The following is a 22,232-nucleotide window of genomic DNA, read 5'->3' as shown; positions in this document are numbered from 1 at the left end:
GTACACCTTAATAGGCCATGCCCATGCTCTCGGGCGTGGCACACATGAATACGACCTGAGTGTCTTCCCGGCTGCCGAATTCCAACTCCTGCAACAGCGCCTCGACGCCTTCCCTGACGGGAATCAGGCCGATTCCCTTGCGCGCATATTCGCGCTCCAGCTCGGCGGAAACCATGCCGGTTCCGGCCCATGGCCCCCAATTCACCGACAGCACGCGCCCCTTGACGCGAAGCTGCAGGGCATGGGCAATCTTGTCGAGCACGTCATTGGCGGTTGCATAATCGACCTGCCCCTTGTTGCCGAAGGCGCTGGCCACGCTGGAGAAAAAAACCACGAATCCGACATCGTCGCGCAACAGCTTGTAGAGCATCAGCGCGCCGCGTACCTTGGTGTCGAAGACGCGCTGAAAGCTTTCTGGCGTCTTGTGGCGCAGCAGCTTGTCCTCGACCACGCCGGCGCCATGAATCACCCCGTCGATGCGTCCATAGCGCTGATACAGCGCCTCGATATAAGCCGCGAAGGCATCGATATCGCGCACATCGATGGCCGAGTAATTCACTCGCCCACCGGCCGCCTCGATCTGCGCGAAGGTATTGCGAATCTCGCGCGCGGCCAGGATCTGCGAGCAATGCTGCTCGATTTCGATCGGCTTGAGTTCGGGATGCTGGCGGATCAGCAACTGACGCAAGGATTTGAGATCGGTTGCGGCGCGCGTTTCCGCATTTTCCTCGCCCGCCGGCAGAGGCGAGCGCCCCACCAACTCGAGCTGGCAGCCATAGCGTCGTGCCAGCGCCACGGCCAGGTGCGCCGTAATGCCGCGCGCGCCGCCGGTGAGCATGACCACGCTGTTCCTGTCGAGCGCCAGATGATTGATTTCGGCTGCCAGCGGCAGGGAAGACTCGACCACCTTGAGCAGATGGCGACTGCCCTCGCGATAGCTGACTTCCGTCAACGGATTCTCGGCGAGCAGTTCGATCTCCAGGTAGGCGGCCAGTTCATCGGCAGGCTCGGTGATGTCGAGATCCACGTAATGCACCTTGACCTCGGGCCACTCCCTGGCCACCGTCTTGAGCATGCCGGCCATGCCGGCGCCATGGCCGAAATCTTCCGGAATCTTCGGGCCGGGCGTGCCGCTGCGCCCGAAGTTGCCGCCCAGGCCGCTCGCCACCAGCAAGTAGGAAGCCTTGTGCAGCAGGGTATCGCGGACCAGATTGAAGAAACGCTTGGCATCCCGCACCCGGGCAATCGAATTCAGACCGAACAGATGGATCAGTCCATCAACCTGTTCCAGGCTTTCCGGCAAGGCGGCGTGTTCGGAAAAACTGATCACCTGCGCCGTCGCACCATACGCCGCCAGCCGCGTTGCCAGGCACGTCGCCACCCCGAGCTCATCGTCGGTAATCAGGAAGTGCTTGCCGGCAAAAGCCTGTTGCCCGTCCTGCCGGCCCTTGACGGCCTCGGGCGCCTGAACGCTTTGCATGACATACCGCGAAAGCGCCATGCGCTGGCCTGCATCGGCTCCATTTTTACCTTCATTTCCAGCTTCGCCTGCACCTTCAGCCAGATCGACGGCCGACGCTCCTGGCGACCCATCCTGCTCATTCACTCCACTGTCGGCATTGAGCTTCAGCCAATCGACGATCGCCCGCAAGGTCTTCAGCGCGGCCAGGGTTTCCAGCGCGGCATCCTTGTCGCGCAGCGTGTTTTGCAGGCCCAGACGCTCGGACAGTTCACCGACGATCTCCAGGCGCTTGATGGAATCCACCGACAGATCCGCCTCCAGATCCAGATCGAGATCCAGCACCTCCGCAGGATAGCCGGTACGTTCGCTGACGACGGCCAGCAAGACTTGATGCGCATCGAGGCGTGCCGGCACGGGCGTTGCGGACAGGTTCGACGCCGGAGATTCATCCTGCGCCACCGCCGCTGCAGCGTCGTTGCCCGCCGGCAGATGATCATGCAGCCAGGCCGTGATCGCATGCAGGGTTTTCTGTGCCGCCAACTGTTCGAGCATGGCATCCGCACCCGCGCCCAGCAGACGGCGCAAACCCATGCGCTCGGACAGCTCGCCCATGATTTCGACGCGCTTGATCGAGTCGATCGACAGATCGCCCTCCAGATCGAGCTCCGGATCGAGCATGTCGACGGGATAACCGGTGCGCTCGCTGACGATCGCCAGCAAGACATCGCGCACATTGCGGCCACTGGCTGCCGTTTGCGCTGTCGACCGCGCGTCCATCGCCATTGCCGTAACGTCTGCGGCTGCGGGTCGTTCAGGCGCGCTGCCCATGCCCGGCGTGCCGGATACGCTCCCCCGGTACGGCAGTGCAGGCATCGCGCCAGGTGCGGATGCAGTTACAGGCGCGCCGAGCAGCCCGAGCATCACGTCGCGCTGCGCCTGAACCAGATCACGCATGTTGTTCAGATAATGGAACACGGCCTGATCCGCAGGCGCCTGCGGAATCTGCGCCATCTGGCTGCCGAACTGCAACTGCAACGGACGGGTGACGACTTTCCCGGCATGACGCGGCGCCTCGCCATGACGTGGGCGGGCGCGCGCACCATTGACCAGCCAGCAGGTGGCGGCAAGTTTCTGCGGCTTGCTCAGGTCGAGCATGCTCACTTCACGCCCCGCCCACAGCGGCTCCGGCGTGAGTCCATCCAATGCCACGGCCAGCCGGGCAACCGCTTCGAGCAGCGTCGGAATGCCGGGCTGCCCCTTCTGATCGGTCGCCACCACCAGATGCGGTTTGCCGGCCAGTATCTTTTCGATCAAACCACTGAGGACGCGGGCCGGGCCGGCTTCGACAAAAATGCGCGCGCCATCGGCATACATCTGCTCGATCTGTTCGACGAAACGCACCGGCCTGGCGATCTGCTCCGCCAGTTGTTGCTTGATACGCCTGGCATCCGCCGGATAGGGCTGGGCACTGACGTTGGAATAGACCAGCGCTGACGGCGCCTGCAGATCGACGCCGTCGAGGATCGCCGCAAAGCGCTGCGCGGCCGCTGCCACCACGGGTGAGTGGAAGGCGCAAGCAACCTCGATGGAACGGGCGGCCACGCCCTGCTCCTTGAGCAGCGCCAATGCCGCCTCGATTGCCGGCGTGCTGCCGGAAATGACGGTCTGTGCCGGGCTGTTCTGGTTGGCCAGAACGACGCCGGATCCGGCTGGGAAGAGCGCTTCCAGCTCGGCGCGCCCCGCGCTGACGGCAGCCATGCGGCCGGGGTCGGCGCCCGCCGCCGCCAGGATGGCAATGCCGCGCTGCTCACTGAGACGCAGCAGTTCGGGCAGTTCATAACACCCCGCCACCGCCAGGGCGACCAGTTCCCCGTAGCTGTGGCCAGCCAGCATGTCCGGCTTGACGTTCAGCGCCTGCAGCAGCGTGGCCATGGCGTAATCCGCCATACCCAGCGCCGGCTGCGCCACGCGCGTATCGGTGATGGTCTTTTGCTGCTGTTGCTGCTGCTCGCGGGTATAGGCGGTCGGCGGGAACAACGCCTCGCGCCAAGCAGCGCCCTGCAGCAGAATCTCCTGCAAGGCCGGAAAGGCGACAAACAGATCCTGCAGCATTCCCGGGCTTTGACTGCCCTGTCCCGGAAAGACGAAAGCCAGCTTGCCATGCACCTCGGTCTGCCGGTAATGCACGCCGTCCTGTTTTTCACGCAGATGCGCGCATTCCAGCTTGAAGATCAGGTCATCGACATCACGCGCGACGATGCTGCACTGCACCGGGCCGTCGGCCGAATTCACCACGGTATAGGCAATGTCGCGCAGCCGCAGCGGCGCGTCCGATTCGCGCAGAAAGCGGCCAAGCTGCTGCATGTGCTGCGCGGCATCCGCGAAGGAGGCGCCACGAAACAGGAACACTTCGGCCATCCACTTGACGTTGCCGCTGGCTACCGGATTGCCGGACTTGCCACAGCCGGTATAGGCCGAGAGGACCGCATGGAAATTGGTGCCGCCAAAGCCGAAGGCGCTGACCGAACCGCGTGCCGCGGTGCTCGGCCAGGGCATGGCCTGACGATTCAGCATGAATGGGCTGTGCGCCGCATCGTAGCCGGCATTCGGCTGCGTGATGTGCAGTGTCGGCGGCAGCACCCTGTGATGCAGGGCCTTGGCCACCTTGATGAAGCCGGCGATGCCGGCGGCGCATTTGGTGTGGCCGATCTGGCTCTTCACCGACCCCAGCCCGGCGCCATGCGGCAATGCGCCGCCGGCGGTGTAGATTTCCGTCAGGGTCTGCAATTCGGTGCGATCACCGACCACCGTGCCCGTGCCATGCGCCTCGACCAGGCCGACCTCGCCCGGCAGCACGCCGGCCTGCCAGTAGGCGCGTTCAAGCGCGCGCTTCTGCCCTTCCTTGCGCGGCGCGGTCAGCCCCAACCCCTTGCCGTCGCTGGAGCCAGCCACGCCGTTGATCACGGCATAGATGCGATCGGCGTCGCGCTCCGCATCACTCAGACGTTTCAGGACGACCACCCCGACGCCTTCGCCAAGGCAAATGCCGTCCGCCGAATCGTCGAAAGAGCGGCACAGGCCCGTCGGCGACAAGGCCTTGACGCTGGCGAACATCAGAAAATCATTGATGCTGTTGTGGAAGTCGGCACCGCCGGCCAACACCATGTCGCTGCTGCCGCTGCGCAATTCCTTCACCGCCAGTTCAATGGCGGTCAGCGAGCTGGCGCAGGCCGCATCGACGGAATAGTTGACGCCGCCCAGGCCGAGACGATTGGCGATGCGCCCGGCGATGACATTGACCAGGATGCCGGGAAAGGAATCCTCGGTCAGCTCCGGCAGCACGGCATCGAGCTCGGCCGGCATTTCGCCCAGATACTGGGCATAGCCGTTGCGGAAGACGTAGGCATTCAGCAGATCCGTGCCCGACTCGGCGCCGAAGATGACCGAAGTCTTCTCGCGATCGAAAAACCGCCCTTCCTGATCGCCGCTGGCGTAGCCCGCATCGGCAAGCGCGCGGCTGGCGGTTTCCAGACTCAGCAGTTGCGCCGGCTCGATGGCCGCCAGCGATTGCGGCGGAATGCCGTAACGCAGGGGATCGAAGGCGACCTCGCCGATGAAGCCGCCCCACTTGCTCGGCGTCTTGCCCTTGCCGGCCTGGCCTTCCTGGTAATAGAGACCGACATTCCAGCGCTCTGCCGGCACTTCCGTCACCAGATTGCGGCCTTCGACGATGTTCGCCCAATAGCTCTCCAGGTCCGGCGAGCCGGGATAGATGCAGGACATGCCGATCACCGCAATCGGTTCGGCATTTTCCGCCTGCGGCAGTGCGGGCGGCTGGCACTGCCGCAGCAGACTTGACGAGCCCGCGCTGATCGCCGCATGCAGCTCGGCCATGCTGATGACGGCATGCCGCAAGGCCACCACCTGGCCGATCATGTACATGCCTTCCGCCTGCTGGATTTCGCTGTTCAGCTTGACCAACTGCTCGCCCTCGCGGCGCACGCCCTTGGTTGCCACGCGCAGACGCCCGACATTGAAGCCTTCCAGCGCCTTCCAGACGGCCTGCGGATCCAGCCCGGCATCCTGCAGACGCTGCTTCTCGGCATTGAACTGGCCGACGAAATCCGAATGCAGGCAGCGCGTCGCATGGCCCGGCGCGGTTTCCAGCAGCGTCGTCGAACCGCCGGCAACCACTTTCTTCTGGAAATTCCTGTTGATGGCTCCGCTGGCGACGGCCTCGCGCGTCATGATGTAGGCAGAGCCCATCAGCACGCCGATCTTTGCCCCACGGGCAGCCAGGCCGGCGCCCGCCGCAGTGACCATGGCCGCCGAGCGCGCATCGTGGATACCGCCGGCAAACAGGATGTGCAACTCCTCCGGATGCTCGAAATCCTGCAGGACCTGCAGCTGTTGCTCCCAGAGCATGAAGCTGAAACGCGGCCCGATATGGCCGCCGCACTCACGCCCCTCGAAGACGAAATGCCGCGCGCCATCTTTCAGGAACAGACTCAGCAACCCCGGTGAAGGCACATGCAGATACGCCGGAATGCCCTGCTCTGCCAGCATGCGCGCCTGCGACGGCCGGCCACCGGCGAGCAAGGCCACGGACGGCCGAAATTCCTGGATCAACGCCAACTGGGGATTCAGTATTTCGGCCGGCGCAAAACCGAGCACGCCGACACCCCAGCTTCGCTGGCCAACGGCCTGGCGGGTTTCCTCCAGCAGTTTGCGCGCGGCATCCTCACGCATCAACGACAACGCCAGGAACGGTAGTGCACCGTTTTCGGCAACTGCGGCGGCAAATCCCGCCGTGTCGCTAACCCGCGTCATCGGCCCTTGGGCGATTGGAAAACGCATGCCATGCGCCCGTGCCAGCGGCGCATGCTCGGCCAGCGGATCGAGCTGCACTGCCTGCCGCAGATGACCGGCGATGCTCATGCGCAAGGTATTCAACAGGGATTCGAGATTCGAGCATTGCGCAGTCAATGCCTTGGCCAGCGCCGCATCCTGGCCAAGCGGCAGAACGGGCTGCTCCGCTGGCCATGCCATCAAGCGGCGGGCTTCAGCCGCCGGCAGGTCGCCATATTCGGCAACCGGCAGACCCGGACGCGAATAAACGCTGTAGCCGCCCAGCAGCCGGGTTTCGCTGCCATCCATGGCGCGGATATCGCTCTTGATCGCTTCGGGCAGCCGGCATTCGCTCAGCAACGCCAGCTGGCTGTCGAGCACCACGCCAAAAGCGCCGCCGGCAATCGCCGCCGCTGCGGTGTGCAGGCCGATGCCGCCCTGGCACCACACGGGCACCGCAAGCTGCTGTTCCGCAACGAGATCCAGGACGCGCTGGAGCAGGATGAAGGCGCTCTCCTCGCCGACCGGCCCGCCGCTCTCCTGGCCCTTGGCGATCAGGCCGTGAGCGCCGCCGGCCAGGGCCGTACGCGCCTCATCCAGCGTCGTTACCTGCACCACGACCGGGAAACGCGCGACCCAGCTCTTCAGCTTGCGCTCGGCCGTCAGTACGACGAAGCCGGTTGTTGCCGGCAGATCCTGCGGTTTGATGCCGACATGGTCGGGAATGCGGATGCCGCAACAGCCCGAGTTCGCCAACGCAGCGGGCAGACCGGCAATGAAGGCCAGGACTTCTGCGTGGCTGTCGGCGTTGCGTCCCAGATCGATTGCCACCGCCGCCTTCTGCTTGCAGAAAGCGCGCGCCAGAGACAAATCCGCCCGTTCCAGCGGGGTAATGCCCAGCACACGCAAGGATTCGGCCACCACGTCCTGACGCAGGCGCTGCCACTCGGTGAAATCGGCAACTGTATCTTGGGAAGTCGGAGTCAGAGTCGCTGCGGGCATCAGTATTCCTGCTGGAAATATCGGTTCTTCATTTGGCCGCCATCTTTTTTACCGGTCTTTCCCGCCGACCCGCGCTTTTTACGGCACCCCTGGGCAACGCCGCTTATTCACCCGGCCTCAATATCCGGTTTCTCCGAAAAATCTGCCAGACCACCATAATCATGACAAAAAATAATAAAACCATTCATGTCCAGGTGCAAGCTCGACGCACGGTCTGGCGCGAAGAATTACCGTGATTTGCAGGCAATGACAGCCAATCTCCGGACATTTGCAGACAAGAAGAAAACCACGCTTTTATGAATGACACAACCATCCGTCAGGCGGTCCGGCTCTCCAGTTCCTCCCAGCGCGACATCAGTTGTTCAAGCTCCGCCTCGAGCAGTGTCGCCCGCGCCTGCAAGGCCCGGGCCTCATCCGGCGTCTCCCGATAGATGCTCCCGCTTGCCAGGCGCTGCGCAATCAGCGACTGCTCCGCCTCCAGCGCAGTGATGCGATCGGGCAGTTGCGCAAGCTCCTGGGTTTCACGATAACTGAGCTTGTTGCCGGACTCACGGCGCACAGGCGCAGCCGGGCTTCCCTTGGCCACGGTCGCGACAGCCGGCGCGGCGGATTCGTTGCGCATTCGCTCCGCTCTTGCCCGTGCCGCCAGCCAGTCCTCGTAACCACCGGCATACTCGCGCCAAACGCCATCGCCTTCGGCAACGATGCTCTGGGTCACCACGTTGTCGAGAAAACGCCGATCGTGGCTGACCAGGAACAGGGTGCCGGCATAGTCCTGCAACAGTGATTCGAGCAGCTCCAGGGTTTCGATATCCAGGTCATTGGTCGGCTCATCGAGTACCAGCACGTTCGCCGGCCGGGCAAACAGGCGCGCCAGCAGCAGACGGTTGCGCTCGCCACCGGACAGCGACTTGACCGGCGAGCGGGCGCGCTCGGGAGCGAACAGGAATTCGCCCAGATAACCGATCACATGCTTGCGCTGACCGCCGATCTCGACGTACTCCGAGCCCGGACTGATCACCTCCGCCAGCGTGGCTTCCTCATCCAGGGCGCTGCGGAACTGGTCGAAGTAGGCCACTTCCAGCCGCGTGCCCAAGCGCACCCGGCCGGCATCCGGCGCCAGTTCGCCGAGAATCAGCTTGAGCAGGGTGGTTTTACCCGCACCATTCGGGCCGATCAGGCCGATCTTGTCGCCGCGCAGGATGCGGCAGGAAAAATCGCGCACCACCATGCGCCCGCCAAAACCCTTGCTCACGCCATCGAGTTCGGCCACCAGCTTGCCCGATTGTTCGCCGCGCACCAGTTGCAATTCGACATTGCCAAGTCGCTCACGCCGTGCCGCCCGCTCGCGCCGCAATCCCTCCAGACGCAGCACCCGGCCTTCGTTGCGCGTACGCCTGGCCTCGACGCCCTTGCGTATCCAGACCTCTTCCTGGGCGAGGAACTTGTCGAACCGGGCCTGCTGCTGGGCTTCGGCGGCCAATTCGGCGGTTTTGCGCTCCTGATAGGCGGCAAACGAACCGGGATAGCTGTTCAGCCTGCCGCGATCCAGCTCGAGCACGCGTGTCGCGATCGCATCGAGGAAGCTGCGATCATGCGTAATCACCAGCACGCCCCCGCGAAAATCACGGATCAGGGTTTCCAACCAGAGGATGCCATCGAGATCGAGATGGTTGGTCGGTTCATCGAGCAACAGCAGATCCGGCTCCATGGCCAGCGCCTGGGTCAGCGCGACACGCTTGATGCCGCCGCCGGACAATGTGCCGATACGCGCCTCGGCATCGAGCGCAAAGCGCGTGATCGCCTGCTCGACCCGGGTATGGATGCGCCAGCCATCGGCATGCTCGAGCTGCGCCTGCAGTTCCTCGAGCTGTTCGAGACGTTCCGGACTGGCATCCTGCGCCAGCGCATGGATCGCCTCGTGATAGGCCAGCAGCAACTGGCTGACCCTGCCCAAACCGGCGGCAATGGTTTCGTAGATCGTCCGTTCGGGATCGAACGCCGGCTCCTGCGGCACATAGGCAAGCCGCGCGCCGGGCTGCACCCAGAGCCGGCCATCGTCGAGCGCCGTCGTACCGGCCAAAGCCCGCAACAGCGAGGATTTGCCGCTGCCGTTGCGGCCGATCAGCGCAATCCGCTCGCCATTATCGATCTGCATCGAGACGTGATCGAGCAGGGCGACATGACCATAGGCCAGGCAGGCATCATCCAGGGTCAGCAGGGGCATAACGGTATGTAGTCGGCCACCGGGGCACGCAGCCGTCGGACCTGGCCGCGCTCATCATTCACAATGCACGACGACGATGCGCAACGCTGGCCGATAAGGATTTGGGGATTGAGGTTTGGAGGCTGGGAGTTGGGCTGCGGAAATCACGGCCACTGAAATGAGCAGGGGCAGAAAAACCGCCACCAAATCTGGCGGGATTATACGTCAGCCGGTAGAATGGCGGGCCGCGCCAATGCGGAAACGGCCCCATTCTCTTTCTCCTCGTAGCACAACGGATAGTGCACGCGCCTCCTAAGCGTGAGATACAGGTTCGATTCCTGTCGAGGAGGCCATTCCCTGAATGCTGAAACCGCACGCTGCTGCGTGCGCTCACAACTCGCCACCTTCCGTCCTGCGCAAACGTCTCGCCATCCATGTCCGCACTGGATCATCCGATCGAAATCAGCGAGAAAGCCGGCGTGCGCTACCTGCACTTCGGCTCCGACTGGGTGCAGGGCGCCATGCGCATCCGTCGGCCCTTCGCGCTCGAACTCGCCTATACGCGGGAAATGATGGCCGCCCTGCTGCTGCGCACGGAACCGGCATGGCCACGGCGCGTGCTGCTGATCGGCCTGGGCGCCGGCTCGCTGGCCAAGTTCATCTACCGCAACCTGCCCGAGACATGCACGACCGTCGTCGAAATCGACGAACGCATCGTGCCGATCGCCCAGCAGTATTTTTCCCTTCCGGTGGATCCGCAACGCCTGAAACTGCGGATTGCCGACGGCCTCGAATTCATCCAGCAGACGCGCGGGCGCTACGATGCCATCTTCGTCGATGGCTACAATGCCGCCGGACGCGCCGGCAAGCTCGACAGCCTGGAATTTCATGCCGCCTGCCGCTCCCGTCTCAGCGAACGCGGCCTGGCGATCAGCAATCTGCTTGGCCGCAGCCGGGGCTTTCACGCAGCGATCGAGCGCCTGCGCAAGGCTTACGCCGGACGTGCCATGGTCTTTCCCTCGCTGGACAGCGGGAATGCGATCGCCTTTGCCGCCACCGGCGAACCGCTCACCGTTACCACTGAAGAAATGCGTGAACGGGCGCACACGCTCAAATCGACGACGGGTCTGGATCTGCGATCGACGATCAGTCGTCTGGAGCAAAACCAGCTTCTGATCGGCGGCAGCCTGGTGCTTTGATCAGGCAGCAGAGCTCAGCGCAGCGGGTTACTTGATACGCGTCAGATGAGATTTGCCAGCGGCAGGTGGCTGGGCAGAAGACGCGCCGGCATCCTCGCTGGCAATGGCATCGCCGATACCCGTCTCAGCCACGAGTTCAGGCTCGCTTTCACGCACAACGGGCTCAAAGGCCATGCCCTGGCCATTTTCGCGAGCATAAATTGCCGCGACGTTATCGACGGGAACCGACAAGCCCTGCGCCACGCCATTGAAGCGCGCAGAAAAAGTGATCAATTCGTTGCCCATCACCAGTTGATGAGTGGCTTCAGGCCCGAGATTCAGAACGATTTGCCCATCCTTGACGTACTCGCGCGGCACGCGGGTATGCGTGTCGACGGCAACCGCAAGGTAGGGCGTATAGCCGTTCTCGCAACACCACTCATGGATGGCGCGCACAAGATAGGGCTTGAGCGACGGGATCTGTTCTTCAGTGCTCATGACCGCAGCTCGCCAGGCGTGATGCGCGATTTCAGCGGCGCATCACTTTTTCGGATGGCGTCAGCGCATCGATGAAGCCCTGGCGGCTGAAAATACGCTCCGCGTACTTCATCAGCGGCGCGGCGGCCTTGCCGAGCTCGATCCCGTAATGATCGAGACGCCAGAGCAAGGGAGCAATCGCCACATCCAGCATCGAAAACTCTTCGCCAAGCATGTGTTTCTGCTTGGTGAAGATCGATGCCAGCTCGGTCAGACGATCGCGTACGTGCTGACGCGACTTCTCGGCAGACTTGAGGTTCTTCTCCAGCGCATCGATGTGACTGAACAGTTCGTGCTCCATCGTGAACAACAGCTGACGGGCACGCGCTCGCATGATGGGATCAGGCGGCATCAACTGGGGATGCGGAAAACGTTCATCAATGTACTCATTGATGATGTTGGATTCGTAAAGAACGAGATCGCGATCGACCAGAACTGGAACACGGTTATAAGGATTGATCACCGCGATGTCTTCCGGCTTGTTGAACAGGTCAACGTCAATCACCTGAAAATCCATCTGCTTCTCGTACAGGACGATGCGGCAGCGATGGCTGAACGGGCACGTGGTGCCCGAGTACAGGTTCATCATGGTACTCGTACCCCAGGAATAGTCGGCATCACGCACCACGCGGCGGACCGCTGGTGAATCATTTTCTCGATGCCCCATATGCAACATTGCGCAGTTCGGTTAATTGGAAAATTAATGTACGTCTTTCCAGTACTCGCGCTTGAGCAAGTAGGCAAAGACGAACAACACGGCCAGACCAAGCAGCACGCCGATACCGACATTCTGGCGTGTGCGAGCGACGGGCTCACTCATGTACTGGAGGAAACCCACCAGGTCGGCCACCAGGGCATCATACTCCTCCGGCTGGAGTGTGCCGGGCACGGCAAGCACCAGCTTGTGATCCTCGCCCATGACCTGCTGTCCCTGCAGCTCCCACAGGGCATGCGGCATGCCGACGTTGTCGAAAGCCACGTTGTTCCAGCCGGTTGGACGCGTCTCGTCGCGATAGAAGCCCCGCAGATAGGTATACAGCCAGTCGGCCCCGGTGCCATTTTCAGAAGCCCGGGCACGCGCCACCAGGGTCAAATCGGGCGGCGTGGCCCCAAACCACAGCTTGCCTTCAGCCGGACGCATGGCGATGGACATCAGATCACCGACCTTGGCCTCGGAGAAGATCAGGTTGTTCTTGATCTGTTCATCGCTCAAGCCCAATTCCTGCAGGCGGTTGTAACGCATGAACGAAGCGCCATGGCAGCCCATGCAGTAATTGACGAAGACCTTGGCCCCGTTTTGCAAGGCCGGCAGATTTCCTGAGCGATCCGGCGCCTTGTCCAGATGGATGCCGGCATCGGAAGCAAAGGCCAGCAACGGGGCAAACAACAGAATGAAAATGAGCTTTTTCATTTTCCCGTGACCCTTTCCGGTTCGGGTTTGCACTTGTCGATACGCGACCAGATCGGCATCGTCAGGAAGAAGAGGAAGTAATAGGCGCTGAGAATCTGGGCAATCGGCGCCCCCGGAATCACGCCAAAAAACTCATACTGCGGCGGCTTGGTGCCCAGGAAGCCGAGGATGAAGAAGGCGACGATGAAAATCGTCAGCAGTGTCTTGAAAATCGGGCCGCGATAGCGGATCGACTTCGCCGGACTGCGATCCAGCCAGGGCAGGAGGATGAAGATCGCCACGCCACCGCCCATCGCCACCACGCCCCAGAACTTCGCATCGATGCCGAAGAGCGGATAGGTGACCGCACGCAGCAGCGAATAGAAGGGCGTGAAGTACCAGACCGGCGCGATGTGCGGCGGCGTCTTCAAGGGATCGGCCGGGAAGAAATTGTTGTATTCGAGGAAGTAGCCGCCGCCTTCCGGTGCGAAGAAGATCACCAGGGCGAAGACCATCAGGAACACCACCACGCCGACGATGTCCTTCACCGTGTAGTAGGGATGGAAAGGAATGCCATCCAGCGGAATGCCCTTGTCGTTCTTCTTTTTCTTGATCTCCACACCATCCGGGTTGTTCGAGCCGACTTCATGCAGGGCAATCAGGTGGGCTACGACCAACGCCAGCAGGATCAGCGGCACGAGGATGACGTGGAAGGCGAAGAAGCGATTCAGCGTGGCATCGCCGACAACGAAGTCACCACGCAGCCAGACCGAGAAATCCGGGCCGATGACGGGAATCGCCGAGAACAGGTTGACGATCACCTGGGCGCCCCAGAAGGACATCTGTCCCCAGGGCAGCAGATAGCCGAAGAAAGCCTCGGCCATCAGACAGAGGAAGATCAGCATGCCGATGATCCAAACCAGCTCACGCGGCGCGCGATGGGAACCGTAGATCAGGCCACGGAACATGTGCAGATAGACGACGATGAAGAAAGCCGAAGCGCCGGTCGAATGCATGTAGCGGATCAGCCAGCCCCAGGGCACATCGCGCATGATGTATTCAACGCTGGCGAATGCCACCGGCACGCCGGCCGCATTCAGCGCCGCATCCGGCTTGTAGTGCATGGTCAGGAAAATGCCGGTAACCACCTGATTCACCAACACCAGCAACGCCAGCGAGCCAAAGAAATACCAGAAATTGAAATTCTTCGGCGCGTAATACTCGGACATGTGGTCGCGATACATCGACATCAGCGGGAAGCGCTGATCGACCCAGCCCAGCAATTGTGTCAGTTTGCCGCTCATTCCTCAGGCCTCCTTGCCATCCTGGCCGATGCCAATGATGATCGTGTTATCGCTCAGATACTTGTGCGGCGGAATGACGAGGTTGTCCGGAGCGGGCTTGCTCTTGAAAACACGGCCGGCCAGATCGAAGGTGGAACCATGGCAAGGGCAAAGGAAACCGCCATGCCAATTGTCCGCGACACCGGATTCCGCAGTGTCGCCGGTCTTGAATTTCTCGGTCGGCGAGCAGCCCAGATGGGTGCAGATGCCGACAGCCACGAGGATTTCCGGCTTGATCGAACGCGTATCGTTCCTGCAGTAATCCGGCTGCATCGGCTTTTCGGAATGCGGATCGCTGACCTCACCATCCACCTGACGCAACGAATCAAGCATTTCTTTGGTGCGATTGACGATCCACACCGGCTGGCCGCGCCATTCGACAACCATCATCTGGCCAGGAGCAAGCTTGCTGGTATCCACCTCGACCGGAGCGCCTGCCGCCTTGGCGCGCTCAGACGGCAGCATGCTGGCCACAAACGGCACGACGGCAGTCACTCCCGCAGCGCCGCCGACCGCAGCAGTCGTGACGATCAGTCGTCGCCTGCCACAATCAACATTGTTGTCTTCACAACCCATGATCCGTTCCTAAAGGGGAAATGCTCAAATCGAAAATTATACTCGAAACCCGGGCAAACTTGAACAGAATCACGGCACATGGGCACGGCAGGAGGCCATCAGCGCGGGTGATTCCTGCTGCAGACCGGCCAGCCAGCGCTCCAGTTCCGCGACCAGATCGCGCGCCGAGACAGCGAACGCCGCCACACCACTCTGCGCATCGCCGCCCGCCGCCTGTGTTTGACGAAAGTCGCGCTGCGCGAGCAGTGGCATGCCGCGTGACTTGCCGCCCAGCACGGAAACCCGTACTTCGATGAGCGCACGACTGCTGTCGGGCGCAGCAAATTCCTGAATGAACTCTTCAAGTGCCAGATGCAGTTGGCAGTCTTCCATGCCCTGACGACCACTGAAACTCTCATTGCGCCGCACCATCTGCTCGAGCAGGGCCGCCGGCGGCGCCACCCAGCGGCTTTCCACGAAGCTCCGGCGCTGCCTTGGCTCTACATACTCAAGGCGATACTGCATTACCGCCGTATCCAGCCAGGTCGGCGTCTCGATTTCGGCCAGCCACAGCAGCAGGCCATCACGCCCGACAGCGGCTCGATTCGCTGCCGCCTGCGTCGGCGGCGTGACGAAAAGGTCATAGCGCGCCGGCTCCGCCTTCTGCACCCCGCCGGCAAAACAACCGCCGAGCCCAAGCACGGCCGCCAGCGCCAGCCAGAAAGCGGATCGAAATGACTTCATATACATGAAGAAGGGTCTGCGCATGGAGTGCATCCTTGTATCCTCGTACCTTCGTGCTCTCGTGCCATCGCCACCCTACCTGGCGTGAGGCTCGAAACCACGCTCACCCGGACCGGGGCGCGGCGCGGGATAACCGAACAATAATGCCTGCGGCGTCGTCTCGAGTCCTTCGAGAAGATTTCGCATCTGCCGCGAATTCTCCTGCAGATCGCCCATCAGGCCATTGAAACGCGGCAGGCTGGTTGTCACGAGCTCGCTGCCAACCGCGCCTGTCATCGCCTCCAACTGCGTGCTCAGGCTCTGCATGGAAGCGACCAGCGCACGCATCTCGACGGCCAGCGGAGCCGATTCGCCGGCAGTGCGTTCCAGATGCACCAGAATGTTCTGCACGCGCTGCAGGTTCTCGGCCGACAGCACCGCCCTGGCGGCGGCAACCAGTTGCGGCAACTCACGCAGGCCGTCCGAGGCCGCTTCCAGGTTTTTCATGGTGCGATTCAAGTGCTGCAGGTTTTCTTCATTCAGCACCCGGTTGAGGTTGGCCGTCAGGATGCCGATCTGACCGACGATATCGCTGGCCTGATCGCCCAGCGCATCCATCAATGTCTGGCGCAAGGGAATGCGTGGCGGCTTCTTGTCATTCAGCGGCAACAGTTCCGCGCTTTGCGCATTGTCATCGAGCTGGACGTAGGAAAGCCCGGTGATGCCCTGGGAATTCAACTGGGCTGTGGTCGATGTGCTCAATGGCAGGTCCGCATCCACGCGCACCAGCACCAGAATGTTCTGCCTGTTCTGCGGATCCAGCGTGATGGAGATCACCTTGCCAGCCTTCATGCCGCGAAACCGTACCGGCGCCAATGGATTCAGGCCATTCACGTTGTATTGCGTGACCAGCAGCAGATCGCGCGTCAGCGTGCGGGTGCCGCCAAACCACCAGGCCACCAGTACCAGCGCCAAACCGAAAACGATGACGAACAAACCAGCCGCCAGTGCGTGGGCACGATTTTCCATACTCAGAGTTTGTCCCACGAAGAGCGCCGGCTGCGCTCATGCAGGAAGAAATTGCGAACGAAGGGGTGGTCGAAATGCATGACTTCGGCGATGCTGCCGACCGTGAGTATACGCTGTTCAGCCAGTACCGCGACGCGTGCCGACAGTCCGGCCAGCGTATCCAGATCATGCGTGACGAGTACCACCGTCAGCCCGAGCTCCTCGCTCAGCATGCGAATCAGTCGCACGAAATTCGCCGAACGGTCGGGATCCAGGCCCGAGGTAGGCTCATCGAGCAGCAGCAATTCCGGCTCCAGCGCCAGGGCCCGCGCCAGCGCAACGCGCTTCACCATGCCGCCGGACAGCTCCGCCGGCATCAGTCCGGCATGGCGGGGCAGAAGCTCGACCATCGACAGCTTGAGCATCACCAGATCGCGAATCAGGTCTTCCTTCAGCACCCCCAGCTCACGCAGCGGGAAGGCCACGTTCTCATAGACATTGAATGCCGAAAACAATGCACCTTGCTGGAACAGCACGCCAAAACGCCGGCGCAGCGTCCGCTCACGCCCGATGCCGCCACCGAACAGCGGCTCGCCAAACAGGCGGATCCGGCCATGATCGGGCCGCAGCAGGCCGATCATCTGACGAAGCAAGGTCGTCTTGCCGCTACCCGAACCGCCGACCAGCGCCAGCACTTCTCCACGCTCGACCGTCAGATCCAGCCCCCGATGCACCCACACATCGCCAAAGCGGGTGGATAGATCGCTTACCTCGATGATGGGCATGCTGGACATGAGGCTCAGAACAACCCCGTCTCACGTGTGGCGATGGCGATGATGGCATCGATCAGAATCACCAGCGTGATGGCCGACACCACCGAGGACGTGGTATTCACCGAAAGACTCTCGGTATTGGGTTTGACGCGCAGGCCGAAATGACAGGCCACCAGCGCCACGGCAATACCGAACACGAAACCCTTGACCAGCCCGATCCAGAGGTTGGCAATCGGCACGACCTTGGGCAGGTTTTCAAAAAAATAGCCGAAGGAAATATCCAGTTGCAACTGGGCGGCAATCATCCCGCCGAGCAGCGCCACGCCACTGAGCCACAACACCAGCAACGGCATGGCAATGGCCAGGGCCAGCACTTTCGGGTAGATCAGGCGCAGGCTATGCGACACCCCCATGGCTGCCAGGGCGTCGATTTCCTCGGTCACCCGCATCACGCCGAGCTGCGCGGTCATGGCCGAACCCGAGCGGCCAGCCACCAGCACGGCAACGAGAATCGGGCCGAGTTCGCGAATGATGCTGATGCCGAGAATATTGACGATGAACACATCGCCGCCGAACTGCTTGAGCTGCAATGCCGACAGGTAGGACATCACGATACCGATCAGAAAGCCCACGATGGCCGTCACCGGCATCGCTTTTACGCCGCTCTTGTACAGGTTCGCCGATATCTCCAATCTCGGAACATCTTTCGGCCGGCGCAGCAGATGCAGAAAATCCAGCATCAACTGCCCCATCATGAGCACAAAACCACGCAAGTGATCCGCAAAAACCAGCAGCATCTGACCCGTCTGCATCACCCAGGCCAAGGGCGATCGCGGGACACGGCCCACGTGCGGCTCGTGGTCTACCTTGGCAAGACGCTCGAGGATGCGCAATTGCTCGGACGTGGCCTGCAATGCATCCGGCAACTTGCGTCCCCAGGCACGCCAGAGCAGCAGCGCCCCGGCGCTATCCAGCATCTCGATCGACTGGCAATCCCAGGCCACTTCCGGCTGCCGCGCATGGCCGGAAAGTTCCGCCGTCAATGCATCGATCCGCGTTGCCAGTCGCGCCAATGTCCAGTTGCCATGCAGCCGGACTTCGCAGCGGCCGCCCTCGGCTGCAGCCACACTGATGCCGGGTATCTGCCCAGGATTCATGAACGCCGTCCGGCAGCGTCAATCGCCACGCGCCATCGTCCGATGCCGATGCGGCAGGCGGCCGGCTGCTGCCGGCAGGGCATGGATAGGAATCCGCAGGTCATTCACGCACACCGATCGCCAGGGCATGTAAATAAAGCGCTCAAGGTTACCATGATTACCCTGCATGCATCCCGCAGCGCCTGCACGATGCCGCAAGGCACGGCAGCGCGCAAACCGGAAACCCCGGTCCGTGGCGGAAATCAGCGCATCACTCAAGCAATATCGCGCACAAAAGCGGAAATATTGCACGGCAGACGACAAACAGCCGCAATATGGTCATTGCAGCCGCTCCGCCCCATGCCACACTGCGCGAATATGCTTACAATGCCCATTGCTTCATGGCCCCATGGTCTTGTGAGTTCCATGGCTTTGCCGCCCAAGGGATTCCATGGGGCTCCATGAACGGATCTAGCCAGCAAGACCATCCTTCGACCTCGCCCGGGATCGCAAGACATGACGCACAAACCCAAACTTCCCAGCCTGTTGATCGCCCTGTCCGTCTCCAGCCTTGCACTCAACGCTTCCTCCAGTGCAGCGGCAGATCTGGACAGCTCGCCCATACGCCTCAGCGGTTTCGGCACCGTGGGTATGGCGCATACGCAAGGTGACGGCGCCGCCTTCATCCGCGACATCACCCAGCCCAAGGGTGCGAGCAACCGTGGCGTTTCCTTCGACCTCGATACCCGGCTCGGGGTACAGGTCAACTTCGACATCACGAACAACTTCGAAGCCGTGGCCCAGGTCGTTTCGCGTTATCGCAACGAGAACAACTACTGGCCCGAACTGACCTGGGGTTTCCTCAAATACGTCTACGACGACACGCTGGAACTGCGTGTCGGCCGCATCGGCTACGATGGCTACATCGGCGCCGACACGCGCGACGTCGGCTACTCATATCTCTGGGCACGGCCGCCTGTCGAATATTTCGGCACGCAACTCTTCCCCTACCAGGATGGCGGCGACATCGTCTTCCGCACCCCCGTCATGCGAGGCGTCGGACGCGTCAAGCTCTACACCGGCATCACCCGCCAGCAGGTCAACAACCTGATGGAGCAACGCGAATGGGCCATCCCGGGAGGAAGCATGACCATGCCGGCGATGGGTTCGACGCAGGATCTGAACAAATCCAGGGGAACCGGCGGCTACATCGAATACCAGGACAATCACTGGACCGGACGCCTCGGCATTTCCCGCCTGCGCATTGCCAAGGAGTTTTCGTCAAGCGCCACCGTCCCCCTCCAGTATGCTGCCAGCGCAGCGGGCGCCGGCACGCCATTGGGTAATGCGCTGTACTCTCTTCTCGACGGCATCCAGGTCGGCGGCAAGAGAGCCACCTACAAGACCGCCGAGCTGGCTTATGAGGATGGCCCGTTGAAACTGCAGGGGGCATATGCCCGCATCAGTTCCGATTCGCTGCTGGTTCCCCGAGGTCACTCGGCCTTCATTTCGGCAGGCTATCGCTTCGGCCGCTTCACTCCCTATGCCTCGGTCTCCGTCCTGCGGACCAAGAGCAGCAATTACCCACAGGAACTGGCAGCACTCGGTGCAGATCCTGGCACGGTCGGCATGGCGCAATTCCTCCTCAGCACGCCGCAAACCAGGCAAAACACCTATGCACTGGGCCTGCGCTACGACTTTGCCGAGAACTTTGCCCTCAAGCTTCAGGCCGATTTCATCCGCAACAAGAACTGCTCACCCGTAGCGCTACCCGGCTCCGGACTCACACCCTGCGCACCGCCATTGCTTTGGCCCACCGTCCCACCCAACTGGAACAGTCGTGCCAATGTCTACAGCGCTGTGCTGGACTTCATTTTCTGAGGCGGACGACCATGAAAAAACTCGTCTCCGCCATCAGCCTCTGTCTTGCGCTTTCCCTGTGCCATGCATCCGCCTGGTCGGCGACCGATCTCGTGATCATCGTCAATCCGGCCAGCGGCGTCGAACGCATATCGCGTGATGAAGTCACCGCCATCTTCATGGGCCGCACCAAGAAACTTCCTTCCGGCATCACGGCGCTACCCATCGACCAGGTCGCCAGCAACCGCGACAAGGCCCGCTTCTATGCCGAACTCATCAACAAGGAACTGTCGGAAATCAATTCCTACTGGGCACGCCTGATCTTCTCGGGTCAGGCTTCGCCACCCCGCCAGGCCGACACGGTCGCCGAAGTCATCGAAATCGTCAGTTCGAACAAGGGGGCGATAGGCTACGTCCCGCGCAGCGCGGCAACAAAGCAGGTCCGGGTTGCCCTGGATCTATCCCAATGAATGTGGAAACGCAGGCGTAGGCATAGACACTGCACTGCGTCCCTGCAGAAAGCCGATGGACAAAACGCCCAGTTTCCATGCCAGTCTTGTCCTGCGCAGCGTGATACTCGTCGTCGTGCTGTCCGGCCTTGCCGGGACGTTACTGATCGCCGGCATCACGCGCTACATCGAACCCACGGTACAGGAGTCGCTGAGCAAGCGTCTCGGCGAGCTCGTCAAGACAGTTGAAAACACGGCACGTATCGCCTGTTACCTGGGCGACACGAGCCTGGCCACCGAAGTTGCCAAGGGCCTGCTGATGAGCCGCGACGTCGAACGCGTGGTGATCATCAACGAGCACGGCGTACTGGCCGACTTCGAGCGCAGCGCTACCACGGCAACCCATGCCGCAACCGGCGGCATCGCGCAATCATCCGCCGCCCAGGCTTATCCGCCCGGCACGCTGATCCGCGAGCTGAGCTCGCCATTCCAGACCGACAGCCGGGTCGGCAAGATCATCGTCGTGCGCAATCAGGCCTCGATCGATGCCCAGGTCGGCGAGGCGGTCGACTACATCCGTCTGCTGATCATTCTGCAAACAGCCGCCATCATATTGATCGTCACCACCATCTCGGTCGGCTACATTGCCCATCCCATACGGCAGACGGCTACCCGGCTCAATGCTCTTTCCGTCATGGATGGAGAGAAGCTGAAAGTCCCCGGCGGCCACAAAGCCGACGAAATCGGCAGGCTGGTCGGCAACGTCAATGCGCTGATCGACAAACAGGTCAGCGGCCTGATGACCGAGCGCGAACTGCGCCTCGAACGCGAAATCGAGGAAAAACGCTTTCGGGCAATTTTTGAAAATGCCGAAACCGGCATCTTCGTCATCAACCGCAACGGCCTGCTGCTGTCCTTCAACCCGGCCTTCAGCCGGGCCATGTGCCTGAACTGCGGCCAGGCAAAAGAACCCGTTGAATCCGTTGCGGGCACGCAGCCCTCCCTGCTCGACCAGCTCGGGACGCAAGCCGCCGAGGTGCGAACCTTGATCGCCAGTTGCCTGCAAGACCGGCAGAGCAAATCCATCGAGCTTGCGCTGTGCGATTGCGGAGAAAACCCGCGCTGGTTCAACATGATCCTCAACCCCGTCGAGGACGACCTGATCCAGGGCGTCATCAACGACATCACGGAAAGTCGGCTGCGGGAAGCTCACGCCAACAAACTGGCCTTGACCGACCCGCTGACCGGCCTGGGCAACCGGCTCGGTTTCGAGCATCAGATCGATCAGTTGATCAGCGAATGCAGGCTCGACGCCGAGCGCAATTTCACGCTGATGTTCATCGACCTGGATCGCTTCAAGGAAGTCAATGACAGTTTCGGTCATGATGTCGGCGATGCCGTGCTGGTCCATGTGGCGCGGCACATCGAACATTCGATCCGCAAATCCGACTATGCCGCGCGCCTTGGCGGAGATGAATTCGTCATCCTCTTCCCATTCGTCACCGACAAGGCCGTCATTACCCGCCTGGCGCGAAGCCTGATCAGCAACATCAGCAAGCCGGTCGTCACGGCGGCCGGCGTCAGGGCCGTGGTGGGGGCCAGTATCGGCATCGCACTGGTCGAGCATGGAGATCTCAGGCGCGAAGACATCATCAAGCGCGCGGATACCGCCCTGTATGCGGTCAAGCAGTCCGGCCGCAATGACTTCCGCATCCACGACGGGAACGACGCAGTCCAGATTGATGGTTGATGGCTGACGGCC

General features: G+C 61.9%; 15 protein-coding genes and 1 tRNA gene. 5 read left to right on the top strand and 11 right to left on the bottom strand.

All coding sequences use genetic code 11. The features are described 5' to 3' along the window. Positions 1-7: 7 nt before the first annotated feature. Positions 8-7,312 carry a type I polyketide synthase gene (locus tag SDENCHOL_RS06300; protein ID WP_154716462.1) on the bottom strand — a complete coding sequence of 2,435 codons (7,305 nt, stop codon included), beginning with the start codon at positions 7,310-7,312 and terminating at the stop codon, positions 8-10. A 316-nt stretch (positions 7,313-7,628) separates the two neighbouring features. After that, positions 7,629-9,539 carry an ATP-binding cassette domain-containing protein gene (locus SDENCHOL_RS06295; RefSeq protein ID WP_154716461.1) on the bottom strand — a complete coding sequence of 637 codons (1,911 nt, stop codon included), beginning with the start codon at positions 9,537-9,539 and terminating at the stop codon, positions 7,629-7,631. Between the two features lie 257 nt (positions 9,540-9,796). On the opposite strand from SDENCHOL_RS06295, the gene SDENCHOL_RS06290 reads away from it, so the two are divergent. Further along, positions 9,797-9,871: transfer RNA gene (locus SDENCHOL_RS06290), tRNA-Arg, on the top strand. A gap of 81 nt (positions 9,872-9,952) precedes the next feature. Continuing rightward, complete coding sequence (locus tag SDENCHOL_RS06285) at positions 9,953-10,717, top strand: spermidine synthase (protein ID WP_197706861.1); 765 nt, start codon at positions 9,953-9,955, stop codon at positions 10,715-10,717. 27 nt (positions 10,718-10,744) lie between these two features. Here the strand turns inward: SDENCHOL_RS06285 and SDENCHOL_RS06280 are convergent, their stop codons facing one another. From SDENCHOL_RS06280 to SDENCHOL_RS06240, 9 genes are all read right to left on the bottom strand, one after another. Continuing rightward, a complete protein-coding gene (locus tag SDENCHOL_RS06280) occupies positions 10,745-11,194 on the bottom strand; it encodes a ClpXP protease specificity-enhancing factor (RefSeq protein WP_154716460.1) in 450 nt (149 codons plus the stop codon). Between the two features lie 31 nt (positions 11,195-11,225). After that, positions 11,226-11,822, bottom strand: coding sequence for a glutathione S-transferase N-terminal domain-containing protein (locus SDENCHOL_RS06275; protein ID WP_154716459.1), 597 nt, complete (start codon positions 11,820-11,822; stop codon positions 11,226-11,228). Positions 11,823-11,933: 111 nt separating this feature from the next. After that, positions 11,934-12,644 (bottom strand): cytochrome c1, encoded by a 711-nt coding sequence (locus SDENCHOL_RS06270; RefSeq protein WP_154716458.1) that lies wholly within the window; start codon positions 12,642-12,644, stop codon positions 11,934-11,936. Beyond that, the gene (locus SDENCHOL_RS06265) at positions 12,641-13,927 is read right to left on the bottom strand and encodes a cytochrome b (RefSeq protein WP_154716457.1); all 1,287 of its coding nucleotides are present in this window, start codon (positions 13,925-13,927) and stop codon (positions 12,641-12,643) included. The genes SDENCHOL_RS06270 and SDENCHOL_RS06265 overlap by 4 nt, the downstream gene beginning before the upstream one ends. Positions 13,928-13,930: 3 nt before the next feature. After that, positions 13,931-14,542 carry a ubiquinol-cytochrome c reductase iron-sulfur subunit gene (gene petA, locus SDENCHOL_RS06260; RefSeq protein WP_154716456.1) on the bottom strand — a complete coding sequence of 204 codons (612 nt, stop codon included), beginning with the start codon at positions 14,540-14,542 and terminating at the stop codon, positions 13,931-13,933. A gap of 69 nt (positions 14,543-14,611) precedes the next feature. Further along, complete coding sequence (locus tag SDENCHOL_RS06255; RefSeq protein WP_172955012.1) at positions 14,612-15,271, bottom strand: ABC-type transport auxiliary lipoprotein family protein; 660 nt, start codon at positions 15,269-15,271, stop codon at positions 14,612-14,614. 69 nt (positions 15,272-15,340) lie between these two features. Next, positions 15,341-16,273: an MlaD family protein gene (locus SDENCHOL_RS06250; protein WP_154716454.1), complete on the bottom strand. Its 933-nt coding sequence runs from the start codon at positions 16,271-16,273 to the stop codon at positions 15,341-15,343. Between the two features lie 2 nt (positions 16,274-16,275). Further along, on the bottom strand, positions 16,276-17,046 hold the full coding sequence (locus SDENCHOL_RS06245; protein WP_154716453.1) for an ABC transporter ATP-binding protein: 771 nt from the start codon (positions 17,044-17,046) through the stop codon (positions 16,276-16,278). Positions 17,047-17,051: 5 nt separating this feature from the next. Further along, positions 17,052-18,182 carry an ABC transporter permease gene (locus SDENCHOL_RS06240; RefSeq protein WP_154716452.1) on the bottom strand — a complete coding sequence of 377 codons (1,131 nt, stop codon included), beginning with the start codon at positions 18,180-18,182 and terminating at the stop codon, positions 17,052-17,054. 495 nt (positions 18,183-18,677) lie between these two features. Between SDENCHOL_RS06240 and SDENCHOL_RS06235 the strand changes: the two genes are divergently transcribed. From SDENCHOL_RS06235 to SDENCHOL_RS06225, 3 genes are read left to right on the top strand one after another with little or no spacing between them, the layout of a single operon-like run. Then, complete coding sequence (locus SDENCHOL_RS06235; protein ID WP_154716451.1) at positions 18,678-20,042, top strand: porin; 1,365 nt, start codon at positions 18,678-18,680, stop codon at positions 20,040-20,042. Positions 20,043-20,053: 11 nt separating this feature from the next. Beyond that, the gene (locus SDENCHOL_RS06230; protein ID WP_154716450.1) at positions 20,054-20,491 is read left to right on the top strand and encodes a hypothetical protein; all 438 of its coding nucleotides are present in this window, start codon (positions 20,054-20,056) and stop codon (positions 20,489-20,491) included. 55 nt (positions 20,492-20,546) lie between these two features. Continuing rightward, entirely contained in the window at positions 20,547-22,220 is a 1,674-nt protein-coding gene (locus SDENCHOL_RS06225; RefSeq protein WP_154716449.1) for a sensor domain-containing diguanylate cyclase, read from the top strand. Positions 22,221-22,232: the final 12 nt, after the last annotated feature.

It is taken from the genome of Sterolibacterium denitrificans, from assembly GCF_900174485.1.
GTDB classification, from domain to species: Bacteria; Pseudomonadota; Gammaproteobacteria; order Burkholderiales; family Rhodocyclaceae; genus Sterolibacterium; species Sterolibacterium denitrificans.
The sequence above is the reverse complement of the archived record's forward strand: the minus strand, read 5'-3'. Positions and strand labels throughout refer to the sequence as shown.